We start from the raw sequence: 20,279 nt of genomic DNA, 5'->3' as shown, positions 1-20,279 counted from the left end.
AAGGAAGTCCTGAGTATTCCCGAAGGGCGACCGAAGGATCTCATAAAACCGTGTTTTCTGAGATTCTTCGGCCTTCGGCCTCAGAATGACCTTTTTAGCGTTATTATTTTTAATTTCGGTTAAGGTGTGCACTTTTAAAACATAAGTTTACTAATGAAAAGTTAGCAATTTAACCATTTAACAATTTAGCAATTTAATTATGAAGCATGTAATATCGGCTTTAGTGGAAAACAAATCAGGTGTTCTGGCGCGGGTTTCGGGAATGTTTTCAGCCCGTGGATTCAATATTGACAGTTTAGCTGTCGGCAAAACCGATGACCCGGCAGTATCCCGGATGACCATTGTTACCGAAGGTGATGAACGGACGTTAGAACAGATTATTAAACAGCTTTACCGCTTGATTGACGTTATCAGGGTGCAGGATATCACCGAACAAGACTATATTGACCGGGAATTGATTTTGATAAAGGTCAATATAACCAGCCAGAACCGGCCCGAAATAATCCAGATTGTGGATACCTTTAAAGGCCGGATAGTTGATGTCAGTCCCCGGACCTTGACCGTAGAGGCTAGCGGCGAGCGGAGTAAGATAGAAGCAATAATAAAGCTATTATCTTCTTTTGGGTTAAGGGAAATTGTCAGGACCGGCCAGATAGCTATATCCAGAAAAAAAGAAGTAACTATAAAAAATAATTGTTAAATTGTTAAATGGTTAAATTGAAAAGCAATTTAACAGTTTAGCAATTTGGCAATATAATAAGGAGGTTGAGGTGGCTAAAATCTACTATGACAAGGATGCCAATTTAGATGTTCTTAAAGACAAAAAGATAGCCATAATCGGATACGGCATTCAGGGAAGGGCCCAGGGTTTAAACTTGAGGGATAGCGGTCTTAATGTAACAATAGGAGAGCTGGAGAAAACACCCAATTATCAGCAGGCTGAAAAAGACGGGTTTGAGCCTGTCCCGGCATTGGAGGCCTCTAAAAGCGCGGATATCATTCAAATGTTAACCCAGGACCATGTCCAGGCCCTGGTTTATCAAAAAGACATAAAACCAAACTTAAAAAAAGGAAATGCCCTTGTTTTTTCTCACGGTTTTAATATTCATTTTAACCAAATAATCCCCCCTCAGGATATAGATGTGTTTATGGTCGCTCCTAAAGGGCCGGGTAGTTTAGTTAGGCGGATGTATGAAGAGGGAAAAGGCGTGCCTTGTTTGCTGGCTGTGTTTCAGGAACACACCGGAAAGGCCAGGGAAATCGGTCTGGCTTATGCCAAAGGAATCGGCGGAACCAGAGCAGGGGTTATCGAGACTACTTTTTCCGAAGAGACTGAAACCGACCTTTTTGGCGAACAGACGGTATTATGCGGCGGAGTAACCGAGCTGGTTAAGGGAGCATTTGAAACATTAACCGAAGCCGGCTATCAACCGGAGATAGCTTATTTTGAATGCCTGCATGAATTAAAACTGATAACCGATATGATTTATGAAACAGGTATTCAGGGGATGAGAAAGAGGGTTTCCGACACCGCAGAGTATGGTGATTTGACCAGGGGTAAGAGAATTATTAATCGGAAAGTCAAGGAAGAGATGAAAAAGATTTTGTCTGAAGTGCGGTCAGGCGAATTTGCCCGGGAATGGATTGCCGAGAACCAGGCCGGCCGTCCGGTATTTAACATCCTTTCCAAAAGAGACGACAATCATCCAATAGAGATTATCGGCCGGAAGCTTCGGGGGATGATGGGCTGGATAAAATAAACGAATAGGAACTCGGTTATGTCTAATAGGATTATTATTTTTGATACAACCTTGCGTGATGGAGAACAGTCTCCCGGCGCAAGTTTAACCACTCAGGGGAAGTTAGAGATCGCATTGCAATTGGCCCGGTTAAACGTGGACGTGATCGAAGCGGGTTTTCCGGTTTCTTCTCCCGGCGACTTTGAAGCAGTCCGGATCGTAGCTTCGAAGGTTAAAGGGCCGATTATTTGCGGTTTGGCCCGGGCATTAAAAAGGGATATTGAACGGGCCCATCAGGCATTAAAGAAATCTTCCCGGCCCAGGATCCATGTTTTTCTGGCAACCTCCCGGATTCATATGAAGTATAAACTAAAAAAGGCCGAGGAAGAAATACGCAGATTGGCAGTAGAAAGCGTAAAGTATGCCAGAAAGTTAACCGGGGATATAGAGTTTTCTCCCGAAGATGCTTCCCGCAGCGACAGGGAATTTTTATACAGGGTGATCGAAGATGTAATCAAGGCCGGAGCAAGCACGGTAAATATTCCCGATACCGTAGGTTATTCGGTTCCTTCAGAGTTTGGGGAATTGATAAAAAGCATTAAGAACAACGTTCCTAATGTCAATAAGGCTCAGATCAGCGTTCATTGCCATAACGATCTTGGTTTAGCAGTAGCTAATTCCCTTTCGGCGGTTAGAAACGGCGCAGGCCAGGTTGAATGCACAATCAACGGGCTTGGTGAACGGGCCGGAAATGCATCTTTGGAAGAAATTGTTATGGCCCTGGCTACCCGGCAGGATTTTTTTAACTGCCGTACTGCTCTCAAAACTAAAGAGATTTACAAGACCAGCCATTTGGTCAGTAAATTGACCGGGATAATTGTCCAGCCTAATAAGGCTGTTGTCGGACAGAACGCGTTTTGTCATGAAGCAGGCATTCACCAGGACGGTGTTTTAAAGAAGAAAACTACTTATGAAATTATCCGGCCCGAAGATATTGGTTTAAAAGAAAGCAAATTGGTTTTAGGAAAACATTCGGGAAGACACGCCTTTCAGGCGAGGTTGAAGAAATTAGGCATTAACCTGAAAAATTCGCAGTTAAACCAGGCATTTAAACGTTTTAAAAATTTAGCCGACAAAAAGAAAGAGGTTTTTGACCAGGATCTGCTGGCTATAGCTGAAGATGAAATCAGGGTAATACCGGAAAAATGGCGCCTGGATAATTTGCATATTACCAGCGGTAATAAGGTTGTTCCTGCCGCCATCATTGGCTTAAAGAGCCGGGGTAAAATTATCCAGAAGAGTTCCTCCGGAGACGGGCCGGTAGATGCCTGCTATAAGACCATAGAAAAGATTACCGGAATAAAAGGAAAATTACTGGATTATTCTTTAAGGTCCATCACCGGAGGTAAGGATGCCCTAGGCGAGGTAACAATAAGCCTTCGGTCAAAAAGTAAGGTCGTTAATGGCCGGGGAGTAAGCACGGATATTCTTGAGGCCTCAGTCAAAGCATATCTTAACGCGGTTAATAAATTAGCGTATAAAAGATAAATTAAGCCATAAGCTGTAAGTCATAGGTCATAAGACTTAAGACTTATAACTTATGACCAGATAATTTTTAAATGATAAACGCTGATACAAAACTCTACGGCTTGTTCGGCCATCCAATAAAGCATACGTTTTCTCCGGCTATGCATAACGCCGCATTTGAAAAACTGGGTTTGAATTCTGTCTATGCCGCCTTTAATGTAACACCAATTAAAATCGGCGATGCAATAAAGTCTATCGCTTCGATCAATATGGGAGGAGTTAATCTTACCATTCCCCACAAAGAAAGGGCGTTGGTCTATTTAGACCGGGTAGACAACCAGGCCAGATTAATCGGAGCAGTAAATACTATTATAAGAAAAGACGGCCTGTTGATAGGTTATAATACCGATGGGATAGGCTTAATTACTGCCCTTAAGAAGGATCTCCGCTTAAACCCTAAAGGCAGGAATATTTTTATTCTTGGCGCCGGCGGGGCAGCAAAGGCTGCAGCCATTCAATTGGCCGGTCAGGGAGCGGCCCGGATTATCCTGGCTGATCTCGTTTACCGGCGCGCCCAGAATTTATCTTTAAGGATCAGGCACAGCTTTTCTGATTGCAAAGTAAAAGTTATTTCTCCGGCGGCAAAAGAACTTTCAAAAAATATTAAGGAGTGCGACTTGCTGATCAATGCCACGCCGGTGGGTATGAAGAAATCGGATCCTCTTTTGATTGATCCGGATTGTTTACACCGTCGATTAGCAGTTTATGACCTTATCTATAATCCGCCGGAGACAAAACTATTAAAATGCGCTAAGCAGAAAAGATTGAGGACAGCCAATGGCTTGGGGATGCTGCTTTATCAGGGAGCAGCTTCTTTTCGGCTCTGGACCGGCAGAAAGGCGCCGATAGATGTGATGGGAAAGGCGCTGTTAAAACAAAGTAAACTGTTAAATTGCTAAATGGCTAAATGGCTAAATCGGAAAGCAATATAACAGTTTAACAATTTAGCAATTTATATGTTAAAAGTTATTATTTTTATTATTGGGGCATGCGTGGGCAGTTTTTTGAATGTATGTATTTACCGCCTGGGGAAAGGCGAATCTATCATCCGGCCGCGGTCTCATTGCCCGAATTGCAGTCACAAATTAACCTGGTATGAGAATATTCCCTTTTTGAGCTATCTAATGCTCAAAGCAAAATGCCGTTATTGTAAAAAACCGATTTCATTTCAATATCCCATGGTTGAGTTGATCGCTGCCGGGTTTTTTCTCCTATTTTTTAATTATTTTGGGCTAAGTATCCTTTTTTTGATTTATGCGGCTTTGGTATCGGCATTGATAGCCGCTGCTTTTATCGATATAAAAGAGCACATCATTCCTGACGAAATCAGTTTACCGGGGATGATTAGCGGACTGACAATAAGTTTTATCTATCCCGGCCTTCATCGCCTGGATTCTCACGTTCTTTCGCTGTTGTATTCGCTTTTGGGCCTTATAGCCGGAGGCGGGACAATTTATTTACTCGGTCTTTTAGGCGATTTCGTGTTTAAAAAAGAGTCTATGGGCGGAGGCGACGTTAAACTGCTGGCTATGATTGGCGCATTTATCGGCTGGAAAATGGTGCTGTTGGTTTTTTTTATCTCCCCTTTGTTCGGGGCGATAATAGGTATAATTTTAAAGATAAAGAAAAATGTAAGCATAATTCCCTACGGCCCGTTTTTATCGCTGGGAACGGTTATTTCTATTATCTGGGGGGAAAAAATAATCGGTTGGCTGCTATATTAGCTAATTGCTAAACTGTTAAATTGTTAAACTGCTGTTGGAAATAGTTCGCAAAAATCGCAAAATGTCCGCAAAGAGCACAAGACTTTTTGCGACCTTTGCGATTTAACAATTTAGCCATTTAGCAGTTTAGCAGTATATTTCGGAGGTTTTTTTATGTTGAGGTATTTAACCGCCGGTGAGTCGCACGGCAAGTGTTTGATAGCAATCCTAGAAGGGATGGTTGCCGGTTTAACTATAGACATCGGCCTGATCAACCGGGAACTTTCCCGGCGTCAGGCAGGATATGGGCGCAGCCGGAGAATGAAGATAGAATCCGATAAGGTTGAGATTCTTTCCGGGCTAAGAAGGTCTGAGACCATTGGCAGCCCGATAGCCTTGTTGGTCAAAAATAAAGCCGAATCTATTGACAGCCTTCCCTTTTTTACTAATCCCCGGCCGGGCCACGCCGATCTGGCCGGCGCGCTTAAATACAACCGCCGGGACCTGAGGGATGTTTTGGAGCGGGCCAGTGCCCGGGAAACTGCCTGCCGGGTTGCGGTGGGGGCTATTACCCGGCAATTACTCAGCGAGTTCAAGATAGATATCTTAAGTCATGTTGTTAATATCGCCGGAATTACGGCTGATAGCGAAAGGCTTTCTTTTGATGAAGTTAAGAAGAAATGCCGCAAGTCCAGGTTGAATTGCGCTGATAAGGCGGCAGAGAAACTAATGATTAACAAGATTGATGAGGCGGCCCGGTCCGGCGATACAGCGGGCGGTATTTTTAAAATAATAGTTAAAGGGGTGCCTCCCGGCCTGGGCAGCCATGTTAGTTATGACCGCAGGCTTGACGGTTCTTTAGCAAAAGCAATAGCTTCTATCCCGTCGGTTAAAGGGGTGGAATTCGGAATTGGTTTTGGGGCTGCCGCTAAAACGGGGTCTAAGGTCCATGATGAGATTTTTTATAAAAAAGGAAAGGGATTTTACCGCAGTTCAAATAATGCCGGCGGAATTGAAGGCGGAATAAGTAATGGAGAGGATGTTGTTTTGTCGGCGGCAATAAAGCCGATTTCAACACTGCGCAGTCCATTAAAATCGGTTGATGTATCTTCTAAAAAACAGATGTTAGCGAGATTTGAACGGGCAGATATATGCGTTGTGGCTTCAGCCGGGATAATTGCGGAAGCAGTGCTTGCTTTTGAAATTGCTAAGTTAATGCTTGAGAAATTCGGCGGCGATAGCATGGAAGAGATGAAACGTAATTATCAAGGGTATATCAAACAAGTTAAGGAATTTTAAATTCAAACATAAACTGTTAACCTCGTTATGCGTTATGCGTTGCGCGTTGCGCGTCAAGAAAAGCAAAACGGGATTTTAAATAAAAATAGGACATAAACGTTAAAACGCACAACGCACAACGCATAACGCATAACGCAATTATGAACATTGTTTTAGTTGGTTTTATGGGAACGGGCAAGACGGTAGTAGCCAGGGCATTAGCCAGGAAGTTAGGCCGGAAATACCTGGACTTAGACGACGAGATAGAACGACAAACCGGTCGCTCGATCAACGAAATATTTAAACAAGATAGTGAACAGCATTTTCGCCGTCTGGAAAAGATAACAGCTAAAAAAGTCTCTCGCCTGGATGATCAAGTTCTGGCAACCGGAGGCGGGGTTGTCCTGGATAAACAAAATATAGATAATCTGAAAAAGAACGGAGTGTTGGTTTGCCTTAGCTCCAGGCCGGAAATTATTTATTCAAGGGTCAAAGGCCGGATTCATCGGCCGCTTCTCAACGTCGATGACCCCTTAACTAAAATAAAGGATCTTCTAAGTGCCAGAAAACCCTACTATGCCAAGGCAGATTTTGCTATTGACACATCAGAGCTGACGGTAGAAGAAGTGGTAAATAAAATTGTTAAACTGTTAAACTGATAAACTGCTAAACTGTTATAGCAATTTAGCCATTTAGCAATTTAACAATGAGGTAAAGATGGCAGAAATAAAAGTGGAATTAGCTGAAAACAGTTACCCGATCATCATTGGGAGCAAGATACTGGCCGGATTCAGCAGTGTTTTGAAGAAAGAAAAGCTGGATGTCGGCGGGCGTGTTGCGCTGGTTACTAATCCCGTAGTCGAAAGACTTCCCTGGTTTAAAGGTTTTTATGACAGGTTGGCACATTCAGGGTTTAAGGTAAATCTGGCAATAGTTCCTTCAGGCAGAGAATACAAACGGCATCCTGATTTAGAAAGATTCAAGTCTAATAAAATGGTTATGCGTCTTTATGATGAGTTTTTAAAGAATAAATTGGATCGAACCTCTTTAGTTATAGCTGTCGGCGGCGGCACCACCGGTGACCTGGCCGGTTTTGCTGCCTCGACTTATATGCGGGGAATAAACCTGGTCCACATACCGACCACTCTGGTTGGCCAGGTGGATAGCTCGATCGGCGGTAAAACCGCAATTAACCTCCCCCGGGCTAAAAATTTGGCGGGAACTTTTTATCAGCCAAAACTGGTTTATGCTGATATAGATTTACTTAAGACCCTTCCTCCCCGTGAACTGCGCTGTGGATTCAGCGAGGTTGTGAAATACGGAGTGATTGAAGACCGGCCGCTTTTTGATTATCTGGAGAAAGATGTTCAGGCTGTCCGGGATATTATTGCTGTTAAATCATGGTCCAGACATGGCCGGTTCTTGCTGAATGTCATAACTCGTTGCTGCCGGATTAAAGCAGAAGTGGTTAAGCAGGATGAATTAGAAACAAAAGGGTTACGGGAAATTTTAAATTACGGACATACCGTAGGCCATGGCCTGGAAACAGCCGGAAGATATAAGAAGCTTCATCACGGAGAAGCAGTATCTATCGGGATGGTTGCTGCCGGCCGGATAGCCGAGAGCATCGGCCTGCTGAAAAAAAGAGACTTACTCAGGCAGATCGGTTTGCTCGAAGCGATCGGACTGCCGACAACAATCGGTTCTTTAAATATTGGCCGGATAACAAAAGCGATAATGTTGGACAAAAAATCCAGGGGCAAAACGCTCAGATTCATACTTCCCAGGGCAATAGGCCGGGTTATCGTCAGTGATAAAGTTTCTGTTAAGTTAATTGAAAAGGTGTTGAGGCAAATGAGGTAATTCGTCCCGAAACTTCGGGACTCATTGAAGGGGGGTGAGAAAGTGGACGAGGTTTTAACGATCAGGATAATGGGCTGGATGATAACCGCTGTATGCTTTTTGGTGGCTGTAGGGTTTTTGGTTTTTCCTAAAAGCATGAACCGGGTAAGCCAGAAGCTGGATAGAGGATTTCATCCAATGGAAAATTTAGACAAAGCGCTGAAGAAGCAAATCAGCGACAAATGGGTGGTTACCAGCAGCAGAATGCTGGGACTCGTTGCGTTAGTAGTCGCGGTTGTATTTTTTGCCATGTTGTTAACGGTGTGAGCTTTTGAATGACCTGGAAAGTTTAATTATCTTGAATAGGGTAGAAGGGTTTGGCGCTTCTACCCTGGAAAATCTCCTTAGATTTTTTAAAAGCCCTAAGGATATACTAAAAAACGCAGGTGCGTTAAGCAAAACAGCGTTGATAAGCCAAAAAATAGCCGGTAAAATAAGTAAGGCAAAGAAAGAGGCAGACCTATCCCGGGAATTTAAGGCAATAAAGAAGGAGCAGGCCAGGTTAATTACCATCTTTGAAGAGGCATACCCTGTTAGTTTAAAAAATATATTTTCTCCTCCCATTCTTCTTTATGTCAAAGGAAACCTTAAACCGGAAGACTCCTTAAGCATAGCTATAGTCGGCTCAAGAATCCCAACCTGGTATGGTAAACACACCGCGGAGAGACTGGCCAGCCGGCTGGCCAGTCGGGGGATGACCGTTGTCTCCGGAATGGCCAGGGGTATTGACAGCGCCAGCCACCAGGGCGCGTTAAAAGCAGGGGGAAGGACAATAGCTGTTTTAGGCAGCGGGATAGATATAATGTATCCCGCCGAAAATAGAGGCTTAGCCGGGCAAATAGAGGTTTCGGGCGCAGTTATTTCTGAATTTCCCGCCGGGACGCCTCCGCTGAGAAGGAATTTCCCCCGACGGAACAGAATAATAAGCGGTTTATCATTGGGGGTAATAGTTGTCGAAGCAGCCGAGAAAAGCGGTTCGCTGATTACCGCTGATTTTGCCTTAGAGCAGGGAAGAGAAGTTTTTGCTGTCCCGGGAAAGATAGATTCCCGCACCTCAAGGGGTACGCATAACCTGATTAAACAAGGGGCAAAGTTGGCCAGTTCTTCGGAGGATATAATAGAAGAACTGGCCCCGGTTTTAAAAAATTACGCCCGGGATGCTAAACCCAAAAGCATTAAACCGGCGCTGGCGGGATTGGAAAAGAGAATCTGTTCTATTTTGTCCTCTGAGCCAAGGCATATTGACCAAATTATAAAAGAACTTAATTTATCGGCCGGTCAAACATTGAGTATCTTGCTAAAACTCCAGATAAAAAAGTTGGTTAAGGAACTGCCCGGTAAATATTTTGTTGGTTATGGAGATTGAATGGGAAAGTCATTGGTTATAGTTGAATCACCGGCTAAGGCAAAGACCATAAATAAGTTTTTAGGCCCTGATTATGAAGTGACTGCTTCTATGGGGCACGTTATGGACCTGCCGCAAAAGTCTATGGGCGTAGATGTTGAAAAAGATTTCGAACCTTCCTATGTTGTCATTCCCAAAAACAAAAAAACAGTCAGCCGGTTAAAAAAAGAAGCCGGCAATAAACAGGAGATTTATTTAGCGCCGGATCCGGATAGAGAAGGAGAAGCCATAAGCTGGCATTTGGCTAATATGTTAAAAGATATTAACCCCAGGATTTATCGGGTGTCTTTTAACGAGATTACCTTAGAGGCCGTAAAGTCTGCCTTTTCTAATCCGGGAAGTATAGATTTGAATAAGGTTAATGCCCAGCAGGCGCGCCGTATCCTTGACAGAATAGTAGGTTATAATTTAAGCCCTCTTCTCTGGAAAAAAGTGGGCCGGGGTTTAAGCGCCGGCAGGGTCCAATCAGTTACACTCAGACTGATCTGCGAGAGAGAAAAACAGATAACTGCTTTTGATCCAGCGGAATACTGGTTGATAGAAGCCGAACTTAGCAAGACCCAAGACCAGATGAAAAGCCGGGGTTTTGTTGCTGTGCTGGTAGAAATTAAGGATGAAAAAGCCGAAATCTCCGATAAAAAACAAGCTGATTCGATAGTCTCTGATTTAAAAGATAAGTGTTTTATCATTGAGGAAATAAAGGATAAAAAAAAGACAAGGAGGCCGTCACCCCCTTTTATTACCTCAAAACTACAACAGGAAGCTTACAACCGCCTTCGTTTTTCGGCTCACAGGACTATGAGAATAGCCCAACAGCTTTATGAAGGCATAGAAGTAGGCGAGAAAGACAGCCAGGGATTGATTACTTATATGCGCACGGATTCGGTAAGGGTCTCTGAGGCTGCCCGGAAACAGGCCGGATCCTATATAGCCAAGACCTATGGCGCTAAATATCTTCCTAAGGCGGCCTGGCGGTATAAATCCAAAAAAAGCGCTCAAGGCGCGCACGAGGCTATCCGTCCTACCTCAGTTTTGAGATCTCCTCAGCAGATGGTTAAGTTTTTGACCCCTGATCAGCACAAACTTTATCATTTAATCTGGAATAAATTTCTTGCCAGCCAGATGGCTTCGGCCTTGATTTCAACGCGTAGTGTTAACATTAAGGCAGGTTACTGCCTTTTCAGGGTCAGCAGCTCCTCTGTTATTTTTGACGGCTGGACTGTTCTTTTAGAGGATAAAGAAAAAGAAAAAGGCATTCCCGCTCTAAAAGAAGGTGAGCAGTTAACATTAGTTAACCTTACGCCCACTCAGCATTTTACGAAGCCGCCTCCCCATTATTCTGATGCCTCTTTGATCAAGGACTTAGAGGAAAAAGGGATCGGCCGGCCTTCTACTTACGCTCCGATAATTTATACTATTTTAATCAGGGATTATGTCCGCAGAGACGGAGGCATGCTTTTACCCACGGAGCTGGGGATAGTGGTAACCGACCTATTGGTTAAACATTTTCCTGAAGTTTTAAACGCGCAGTTTACGGCTGAGATGGAACTGAGCCTGGATCGAGTCGAAGAAGGTTCGAAAGATTGGGTAGGCTTGCTTAAGTCATTTTATCTGCCGTTTTCTAAAAGCCTGGATTTAGCCAAAGACAAAATGAAAAATATTAAAAAAGAAGCTGTTCCGACTTCGGAAATCTGCAGGGAATGCGGGAAGCCTATGGTCATTAAGTGGGGGGCGCACGGAAGATTTTTGGCTTGTTCGGGTTTTCCAGAGTGCAGGCACACCAGATCGATTACCACGGGTATAAAGTGCCCCCAGGCTGATTGTGATGGCGAAGTGGTTAAGAGGCGCTCAAAGAAAGGAAGATTTTTTTATGCCTGCACCAACTGGCCGAAGTGCAAATACATTGCCAGGAAATTACCCGAAGAAACATAAGCTAAATTACTAAATTATGTTAGTCTAACAGTTTAATAAAAATGGAGCGGTATATAAATAAATTCATAGCTTATCTGGAGATTGAACAGAACGTTTCGAGCCACACTGTTACAAATTATCTTTTAGACTTAAAAGACCTTGAATCTTTTTTGAATGGTCAATCATTTGAGCAGGTAGACCGCCTTACGCTAAGGAGGTTTTTAGCCCACCTAAAAAAAGAAGGCTATGCCAAATCAAGTGTGGCCAGAAAGATATCCGCTCTGCGTTCTTTTTTTAAATTTTTATGCCGCGATGGATACCTGGCCGATAATCCTGCCTCAAGCCTGATGACACCCAAGTTAGATAAAAAACTGCCTGTCTTTTTAGATCTGGATGAGGTGCTTAAGCTTTTGCAGGCGCCCAGTGAAGATACTCTTGTCGGCTTACGAGACAGGGCCATTTTAGAAACGCTTTATAGCAGTGGAATCAGGGTAAATGAACTGGTAAGCATGAATATTAAAGATGTTGATTTTATCGGCGGAGTTATAAAAGTCTATGGAAAAGGGAAAAAGGAAAGGATCACTCCTCTTGGCGATAAGGCGCTTAGGTCTGTCCGGGATTATCTTTCCCGCCGCCGCCTTATCTGCAGGATTTCCAACAGGGCATTATTCTTAAACAGGACAAATCAGCGGATTTCCCCGCGGAGCATAAGGAGCCTCCTTGATAAATACATCGATCAACTGGCAATGAAGAAGGGCGCTTCTCCTCATAGCTTAAGGCACAGCTTTGCTACTCATCTTTTGGATCGGGGAGCAGATTTAAGGTCTGTCCAGGAACTTTTAGGACATTCAAATCTTTCTACAACACAGATCTATACTCATTTGACTACTGAAAGGATAAAGTCTGCCTATAAAAAAGCGCATCCCCGCGCGTGAACTGAAACTGCTAAATTGCTAAACTGCTAAACTGCTAAACTGATAAACTGATAAACTGATAAATTGTTAAACTGATAAACTGCTAAATTGCTAAATGGTCAAATTGTTAAATTGCTATAACAGTTTAGCAGTATATTAGCCATTTAGCAATTTAGCAATATAATAAGATGTCTATTATTTACGATTTGATTTACTTAGTTCTGGCAATTTTTTATCTGCCTTATTTTTTTTATAGGCTGCTCAGAGATAGGAGGTATGCCGGGGGTTTTTTGATGCGGTTTGGCCGTTTGCCGAAAAAGAAACAGGAATTGCTCTCGGGCAGGAAGGTTATCTGGCTGCATGCAGTCAGCGTCGGCGAAATTATCAGCGCGCAAGCTTTAATAAGGGCATTACGAAATGAGTTTCCCGGTTATTCATTGGTTGTTTCTACCGTAACATCAACAGGGAATCAGGTAGCAAGAAAAATGGCTTCTCCGCAAGATGTGGTGATATATCTTCCGTTTGATTTAAGCTGGATTGTGAAAGCAGTAGTAGATAAGATAAATCCTGTTTTATTTTTAATCTTGGAGACCGAAATATGGCCTAATCTCATAAATTGTCTATTCAAAAAAGAGGTGCCGGTAGCCCTGGTAAACGGCCGTATTTCAGCTTCTTCTTTTAAGGGCTATCAGAAGGCCCGGTTTCTTTTAAGAGGGATTTTGTCTAAGATCAGTTTATTTTGCATGCAGACAAAACTGGGCGCCGAAAGGATAATTTCATTAGGCGCGCCGGCTGAAAGGGTAAAGGTTAGCGGTAATATGAAGTTTGACCAGCCGGGATTAGGTCAATTTTCCATTGAGAAAATAGAGCAATTAAGAGCTTTATTGGATCTGCAAAACGGCAGTGAACTTTTTGTTGCCGGCAGTACTCATAACGGAGAAGAAAAGGCGCTTTTGGATGTTTACCGGAATCTAAACAGGCGGTTTCCCGGTTTAAAACTGCTTATTGCTCCCCGGCATCCTGAAAGAACCTCCCAAATTGAGAGGTTGGTATCTAAATATGGTTTTAAACCAATAAGAATTTCCCAATTACTTACGCATAATGCACAACGCACAACTCACAACTCACCGGTATTTATTCTGGATACCATCGGACAACTAAGAATGTTGTATGCTTTGGCAACGGTTGTTTTTGTGGGTGGCTCACTTCTTCGGCGGGGTGGCCAGAACCTCATAGAACCGGCTGTATTAGGTAAGCCGGTAATATCCGGCCCGCACTTTTTTAATTTTCAAGATGTTGGCGATATGTTAATATCCAAAAACGGGGCTATTGTGGTTAAGGATAAGCCGGAGTTAGAGAAGGCTGTTGTTGAACTATTAGATGAGCCGTCAAAAAGACTATTATTGGGGCAGAGGGCAAAGGAGGTAGTAGAAGCAAATCTTGGAGCTACTGACAGGTGCATTGAGTTAATAAAAATAAAAGCTCTAAACCCTAAATAAATTCATAAACTTTGACAATAAAAGTTGCCGGGTGAGAAGATTAATGGTTTGATATCCGTAATCTAAAATAATCTTAGTGATCAGGTATAATCGAAGATTATATCTGAAGATTATACCAAGGAGGTGGATGGAGTGAAGGTTAAAGATTGCATGACAGAGAAGGTTGTGACTGTGAGCAGGGCTACTACTTTAACCGAGTTAATAGAACTATTTCGAAAGCATAATTTTCATACTTTGCCGGTAGTAGAAGCCGATAATAAAGTAGCGGGAATAGTTACGTTTGAGGATATATTAAAGGTCTTTCAGCCTTATAGCCAGGAAGTGGCCAGAATGCTGGAGGCTACCCCGCTTGTAGAAAAGGTGGAGGAAGAAGATATTTTACTTGCTGATATATCCGGTGAAATGGGAATGCTGGTTATAGTAGATGACCTGATAAATACCCGATTTGTTACCGTATCACAGGAGTCCTCTATAGAAGAAGCCCGGGCCTTAATGAAACTGCATCGTTTACCCCGGCTTCCGGTAGTAAAAAACGGGGGGTTTCTAAAGGGAATTATCAGTCTTTTTGATATAATCCTGGCGGTATTTAAAGAAAAAGGAATTATTAAATGATATTTAGTCTCGGGCTTATTCTTTTACTGGGTTTTATCGCGGCAAAGTTTATACATCGTATTAAGGTGCCGGCGGTAACCGCTTATTTGGTATTGGGTATTATTATCGGGCCGTCTGCTTTAAATTTGATCTCTAAAGAAATGCTGAATTCGTCCGGTCTGATCTCTAATGTTGTTTTGGGATTTATTGCTTTTAGCATCGGACGAAATTTTGTTAAAGACAATCTTCGTAGAGTCGGCCGGCCGGTTCTCTGGATTTCTATCATGGGAGCTGTTTGTCCGTGGCTTTTGGTTACTTTTGGCCTTTGTATTTTTTTAAAACTTCCTGTTTATGTAACTTTGCTTTTTGGAGCTATCTCTTCAGCTACAGCACCGGCAGCTACAGCCATGGTGGTGAGAGAATATAAGGCAAAAGGTTCTTTTACTGATGTTCTGCTAGGAGTAGTAGCCATTGACGATGCCTGGTGCCTGGTTATATTTGCTGTATCCCTGGCTGCTTCCAAGGCCCTTGCCGCCGGTATAACGGGGAACGCCATTTTTATTAGCGTGCTTTTCCATCCTTTGTTGGAAATTTTCGGCTCCTTTTTGTTAGGAGGCGTCCTTAGCATATTGCTTTCCTATTTTTCCCGTTATGCCAGGACTAATGAAGAGTTGCTCATTTATACGTTAGGTTTTATATTTTTAGCTATTGGCCTGTCTTTATATTTTCAATTTTCAGTGCTTTTGTCCTGTATGTGCCTGGCGGCTTTATTGGTTAATGTCAATAAGCTAAGCTTTAAATTTTTTGATGTTTTAAAGACCATAGATTCTCCGTTTTATTTACTCTTTTTTGTTCTGGTCGGGGCGAATTTAGACATAAAACTTCTTAACACGCTGGGATTATTGGGGTTTTTTTATCTGATCATTCGCAGTATTAGTAAGATTGGCGGGGCCTATTTAGGAGGTTGTATTTCCCGGTCTTCCGACAGCATGAAAAAATACCTCGGTCTTAGCCTGCTTCCTCAGGCCGGTGTTGCTTTAGGTGTTGCCTTGATTGCTAAAGAGAATTTTCCTCAAGCAGGTGAAATAATATTTTCCACGATTGTAGCTACCACGGTTGTCTATGAGCTTGTCGGGCCGGTCTTTACTAAATTCTCTCTGCGAAAAGCGGGTGATATTTCGTAATGCTTGGTAAAAAACATGGCCTGCAGGCTTGCAGCCCGCGGTATAGAACATGGTATAGAACTGGAATTAATCATGAAGGCGTACTTATATTCATTAGCTACTGATAAGAATAAAAGCAGCTTTGCCGGGATGTTAAAGTTATTTTTACTGGCGGGCTCTTTTTTTTATCATCTGGGGATTAATTTTATCCTGTTTCTTTATCGCAGCGGCTTAGTCAAAGCGGATAAGTTAAACTGTAAGGTTATCAGTGTTGGAAATATTACCTGGGGAGGGACAGGCAAGACGCCGATAGCCGGGATGTTGACCGAAAAATTGACCGCACAGGGCAGAAAGGTAGCAGTTTTGACCAGAGGATATGGCGGGGATGAATGCCGGCTTTTAAAAAATAGATTTGCTGATACCCCGGTTTTAATTGATAAAAACCGCCTGAATTCCGGCCGGGCAGCAGTGGATAAATATGAAGTTGATGCGGTTATATTGGATGACGGATTCCAATACCGCAGGATAAAAAAAGATATAGAAATAGTAGTTATAAACAGCCTGAATCCGTTCGGCAACGGTTATCTTATTCCTCGCGGAATACTTAGAGAGCCTCTTAAAAGGCTGAAAGCAGCCGGGTTGTTTTTTCTCACCAAGACCGATTTAGCAGACAGGGGAAAAGTAAACGTTCTTAAGAAAAGACTAAAAAACATAAATCCGGATGCCGTGATAGTCGAGTCAGTCCATAAGCCGTTTTGTCTATATAAGTTAGGTACGAGCGAAAGAGCAGGCCTTGCTGATTTAAAAGGCAAAAAGGTGGCCACGCTGAGCGCTATCGGTGACCCGCAGTCTTTTCAAAAAACTGTTAGGTTTTTGGGTGCTGAAATTGCCTGCAACCTTAGCCTGCTTGACCATCATCGATATAGGGTTCGGGATATAAAAGATTTTGCTGACCGCTGCCGGGATTTAAAGATAACAACTGTAATTACAACCGAGAAGGATTCGGTTAAATTGCAGGATATCGTAGATGAACTTCAGGCTTCAGGCTTCAGGCTTCAGATAAATTTCTTTTGTCTGGCCATTCAATTGGAGATTACCGGGGGCAGGGATAATTTAGACCGCATATTAGAAGAGACTTTTTCTTTGCGAAAGTCAATTTTAATTTTGGATGACGGAAGGCCGGGGCATCTTAAACAATCACTGGCAGCAGCTAACTTTGTCGGCCAGTCTGTACTGCAGATAAAGAAAATCAAATATAAAAACAGATTTTTTAGATCCCTGCTGGCTGTTTCGGCGTTTTTTGCTTCCGGCTGTTGTAGAAATTGCCTGAGATGTCTTCAATTTTGCCTGGATAAAGATTCTTATATTAAACTGACCGGAATAAAAAAAAGAATAGATGTGGTTATTTCAGCGGGCTCAGGGCTTGTGCCGGTAAACATTATTCTAGCCCGGGCCAGGCAGACAAAGAATATTGTTTTGATGAAGCCGGGACCATGGAGTTTTAAGAGATTTGATCTTATTATTGTGCCTGAGCACGATAAGCCTCTTAGAAAAGAGAATGTTTTAGTAACAAAAGGGGCGCCTAACTTGGTTAATCAGGATTATTTAAAGAAACAAGGAGAAGAACTTAAACAACGTGTTCGGCTGTCAAAGGATTTATCTATCAGTTTATTTATCGGGGGTGATAACCCTGAATATAACCTTTTGGTAGATAAAATCAATAGGGTGGTCAACGGCTTGCTTGAAGCCGCTGATAACCTGGATGCAGAACTTTTAGTGACTACCTCAAGAAGGACATCTAAAGAAGTCAGCCAACAGCTAAAAGACCGTTTGGCCAATCAGGACAGGTGCAGGTTATTAATTATTGCTAACGAGGCAAACATCTCCGGTGCAGTAGAAGGAATGTTGGGCTTGAGCCAAATAGTTGTGATTTCTTATGACAGTGTTTCAATGATTTCCGAAGCCCTGGCAGCGGCTAAGTATGTTATAGTCTTTGAGTTAGATAGGAAAAAGTCCCTGAATCGCTGTTCCAAGCACGGACGGTTGGTTAACAGGCTTGCCAACGAAAACTATATAACTGTCACTTCGCCCGAACAGCTGCATGGCACCATTGAAAAGGTTTGGCGGGAAAAAAAGCCGATAAAAGTGTTAAACGATAATCTTATGGTTAAAGAGGCGGTAAATAAATTGCTAAATTGCTAAATTGTTAAACTGTTATATTACTTTTTAATTTAGCCATTTAGCAATTTAGCAATTTAACAGTTTAACAGTTTAGCAATATATAGGATATTTTAAAATGAAAATATTACAGATTCTTCCGGAGTTAAATGTTGGCGGTGTTGAAAGAGGTGTGGTTGATTTAGCCCGGCGATTAGTTTTAGCCGGGCACCAGGCTGTAGTTATATCTAATGGAGGAAGGTTGGTTAGCCAGCTGGAGTCTTTAGGGGTTAAGCATTATTTACTTCCGGTTAACAAAAAATCGCTTTTTTCTATTTGGTCAATGATTAAAAAGGTGGAAAATATTTTAAGAAAAGAAAATGTGAGCATAGTCCACGCCCGCAGCCGCGTGCCGGCCTGGATAGCATATTTTGCCTGCCGGCGCAGCAACACAAAATTTATTACTACCGCCCACGGATATTATAATACTCATTTTTTTAGCCGGGTAATGGGATGGGGCAAAAGGGTTATAACCCCGAGCCAGCCAATTGCCAAACGCATGATCGAGCAGTTCGGAGTTCCGGAAGAAAAAATACGCCTGGTTCCCCGGGGTCTGGATCTGAATGAATTTAGTTTTCAAAAAAAAGACACAGTTCCCGGGAATGAAGTAGTAGTCGGCTTTATAGGGCGCATTACTCCTTTAAAGGGACATGTCTATTTTATCAAGGCTATTTCTAAGGTGGCAAGGAAGATTCCCGGATTGAAGGTTTTAATAGTGGGAGACAGCCCGGCTGGTAAACATAATTACAAAGAACAGATCATGTTGTTGGCAAGGCGGTTAGGACTCACGCCGTATATTAAATTTTTAGGCACAAGAGCCGATATACCGGATATTTTAGCTGAACTTGATATCCTGGTAATGGCCAGCACGGCTCCTGAGGCGTTTGGCCGGGTGCTTATAGAGGCCGGGGCAGCGGGAATACCGGTAGTGGCTACGAAGATAGGAGGCGTGGTAGACATAGTAGATAATGAAAAGACAGGATTGTTAGTTGCTCCCCGGGATCCTCAACAAATGGCAGAGGCAATTATCCGTCTTATCAAAGACAAGAACCTCGCTGTTTCCTTAGCTGAGGCGGCCCGGGAGAAGGTGGCCAAAGAGTTTAATTTAGATTTAATGGCAGAGAGGACCATCAACGTTTATAAAGAAGTGGAAAAAGAGACAAAAATTTTGATTACCAAATTTGGGTCGGCCGGGGATTTAATCCTTGTTATACCCAGTTTAAGAGCTATAAGAAAAAGATTTCCCGGCAGTAAGATTACACTCCTGGTTGAACCGGGCTACCTGGAGATTATTCAGCGCTGCTCTTACCTGGATGATATAGTTACCTATGATCGCAGGCAAAAAGATAGATTTTTAAAGCGGACAATTAGGCTGGTCAATAGATTGAAGCAGGTTGATTTTGATATGGTTATTGATTTCCAAAACACCCTCCGCAGCCACCTGATTTCATATTTAAGTTGCGCTCCTAAAAGATATGGATATGCCCGGGGAATAGGTAAATTCCTATTAACTGACAAGGCGGGGGATTTTAAAGCTGTTATGCCGCCCTTGAAACATCAATTAAGGGTCTTAAATCTATTGGGGATAGATAAGATGAATGAAAAGCTGGAACTTTGGCCTTCAAAAGAGGATGAGAAAAAAATTTCAAATCTTTTTTTAAATTCGGGCATGAAACCCGGCCAGCTTTTAGTCGGGATAAATCCGGGCGGAAGCAAAAGATGGGTGACCAAGAGATGGCCGTTAGAAAAATTCGCGAAGTTATCAAACAGGTTATCTCAACAACTTAAGGCGAAAATACTAATCACTGGTATCGGAGAAGAAACAGAACTTGGTAAAAAATTAGTTTCTTTAATGAAAAAAAATCCGATTAACGTTATCGGCCGGACAACACCAGGCCAATTGGCCTGCCTGATCAAACGCTGCCAGGTATATGTTACCGGGGACAGTGCTCCGATGCATGTAGCTGCGGCTATGGGCACGAAGCTTGTGGCTTTGTTCGGACCGACCAATCCTGTGCGTCACTTGCCTTCCGGTAATGGACACATAGTTATAAAAAAACAACTAAAGTGCAGCCCTTGTTATAAACCTAACTGCCTTAAACATAGCTGTATGGAAGAAATTACGGTGGATGAAGTGCTGGATGCGGTGAAAAAGCAGTTAGAAAAAAATTGCTAAATTGCTAAACTGTTAAACTGATAAACTGCCAAACTGTTTTTAGACGATTTATGTTTTAAAAGTGCATACCTTAACCGAAATTAAAAATAATAACGCTAAAAAGGTCATTCTGAGGCCGAAGGCCGAAGAATCTCAGAAAACACGGTTTTATGGGAGATCCTTCGGTCGCCCTTCGGGAATACTCAGGACTTCCT

The 20,279-nt window shown here is 42.7% G+C and carries 17 protein-coding genes; all 17 read left to right on the top strand.

The genetic code is table 11. The annotated features are described in order from the left end of the window. Nucleotides 1-199 precede the first annotated feature (199 nt). The 17 genes from ilvN to pelF all read left to right on the top strand — a co-directional run bounded on the left by ilvN (nt 200) and on the right by pelF (nt 20,085). On the top strand, nt 200-700 hold the full coding sequence (ilvN, locus tag U9Q08_00195; GenBank protein MEA3328151.1) for an acetolactate synthase small subunit: 501 nt from the start codon (nt 200-202) through the stop codon (nt 698-700). 70 nt (nt 701-770) lie between these two features. Next, nucleotides 771-1,760, top strand: a complete 990-nt coding sequence (gene ilvC, locus U9Q08_00190; GenBank protein MEA3328150.1) for a ketol-acid reductoisomerase — start codon at nt 771-773, stop codon at nt 1,758-1,760. Between the two features lie 18 nt (nt 1,761-1,778). Beyond that, nucleotides 1,779-3,287 (top strand): 2-isopropylmalate synthase, encoded by a 1,509-nt coding sequence (locus U9Q08_00185; protein MEA3328149.1) that lies wholly within the window; start codon nt 1,779-1,781, stop codon nt 3,285-3,287. A gap of 71 nt (nt 3,288-3,358) precedes the next feature. After that, entirely contained in the window at nt 3,359-4,225 is an 867-nt protein-coding gene (locus tag U9Q08_00180; GenBank protein MEA3328148.1) for a shikimate dehydrogenase, read from the top strand. 57 nt (nt 4,226-4,282) lie between these two features. Then, nucleotides 4,283-5,050 carry a prepilin peptidase gene (locus tag U9Q08_00175; GenBank protein MEA3328147.1) on the top strand — a complete coding sequence of 256 codons (768 nt, stop codon included), beginning with the start codon at nt 4,283-4,285 and terminating at the stop codon, nt 5,048-5,050. A gap of 153 nt (nt 5,051-5,203) precedes the next feature. After that, nucleotides 5,204-6,328, top strand: coding sequence for a chorismate synthase (gene aroC / locus U9Q08_00170; GenBank protein ID MEA3328146.1), 1,125 nt, complete (start codon nt 5,204-5,206; stop codon nt 6,326-6,328). 140 nt (nt 6,329-6,468) lie between these two features. Then, on the top strand, nt 6,469-6,966 hold the full coding sequence (locus U9Q08_00165; protein MEA3328145.1) for a shikimate kinase: 498 nt from the start codon (nt 6,469-6,471) through the stop codon (nt 6,964-6,966). A gap of 58 nt (nt 6,967-7,024) precedes the next feature. Next, complete coding sequence (aroB, locus tag U9Q08_00160; protein MEA3328144.1) at nt 7,025-8,170, top strand: 3-dehydroquinate synthase; 1,146 nt, start codon at nt 7,025-7,027, stop codon at nt 8,168-8,170. 42 nt (nt 8,171-8,212) lie between these two features. Further along, complete coding sequence (locus tag U9Q08_00155) at nt 8,213-8,476, top strand: hypothetical protein (protein ID MEA3328143.1); 264 nt, start codon at nt 8,213-8,215, stop codon at nt 8,474-8,476. A 4-nt stretch (nt 8,477-8,480) separates the two neighbouring features. Beyond that, nucleotides 8,481-9,575 carry a DNA-processing protein DprA gene (dprA, locus tag U9Q08_00150; protein ID MEA3328142.1) on the top strand — a complete coding sequence of 365 codons (1,095 nt, stop codon included), beginning with the start codon at nt 8,481-8,483 and terminating at the stop codon, nt 9,573-9,575. Then, nucleotides 9,576-11,546 (top strand): type I DNA topoisomerase, encoded by a 1,971-nt coding sequence (gene topA, locus U9Q08_00145; protein ID MEA3328141.1) that lies wholly within the window; start codon nt 9,576-9,578, stop codon nt 11,544-11,546. 41 nt (nt 11,547-11,587) lie between these two features. Continuing rightward, nucleotides 11,588-12,460 carry a tyrosine recombinase XerC gene (xerC, locus tag U9Q08_00140; GenBank protein ID MEA3328140.1) on the top strand — a complete coding sequence of 291 codons (873 nt, stop codon included), beginning with the start codon at nt 11,588-11,590 and terminating at the stop codon, nt 12,458-12,460. Between the two features lie 167 nt (nt 12,461-12,627). Further along, nucleotides 12,628-13,938 (top strand): 3-deoxy-D-manno-octulosonic acid transferase, encoded by a 1,311-nt coding sequence (locus tag U9Q08_00135; protein ID MEA3328139.1) that lies wholly within the window; start codon nt 12,628-12,630, stop codon nt 13,936-13,938. A gap of 132 nt (nt 13,939-14,070) precedes the next feature. Beyond that, nucleotides 14,071-14,550, top strand: a complete 480-nt coding sequence (locus U9Q08_00130; protein ID MEA3328138.1) for a CBS domain-containing protein — start codon at nt 14,071-14,073, stop codon at nt 14,548-14,550. Continuing rightward, the gene (locus U9Q08_00125) at nt 14,547-15,713 is read left to right on the top strand and encodes a cation:proton antiporter (protein MEA3328137.1); all 1,167 of its coding nucleotides are present in this window, start codon (nt 14,547-14,549) and stop codon (nt 15,711-15,713) included. The genes U9Q08_00130 and U9Q08_00125 overlap by 4 nt, the downstream gene beginning before the upstream one ends. A gap of 15 nt (nt 15,714-15,728) precedes the next feature. Continuing rightward, nucleotides 15,729-17,894, top strand: a complete 2,166-nt coding sequence (gene lpxK / locus U9Q08_00120; GenBank protein MEA3328136.1) for a tetraacyldisaccharide 4'-kinase — start codon at nt 15,729-15,731, stop codon at nt 17,892-17,894. A gap of 94 nt (nt 17,895-17,988) precedes the next feature. Beyond that, the gene (gene pelF, locus U9Q08_00115) at nt 17,989-20,085 is read left to right on the top strand and encodes a GT4 family glycosyltransferase PelF (GenBank protein ID MEA3328135.1); all 2,097 of its coding nucleotides are present in this window, start codon (nt 17,989-17,991) and stop codon (nt 20,083-20,085) included. Nucleotides 20,086-20,279 lie beyond the last annotated feature (194 nt).

This window comes from Candidatus Omnitrophota bacterium, from assembly GCA_034717435.1.
GTDB lineage: Bacteria > Omnitrophota > JAUWXU01 > JAUWXU01 > JAUWXU01 > JAYELI01.
Note: the sequence above shows the minus strand (reverse complement) of the source record. Positions and strands in the feature narration are given on the sequence as shown.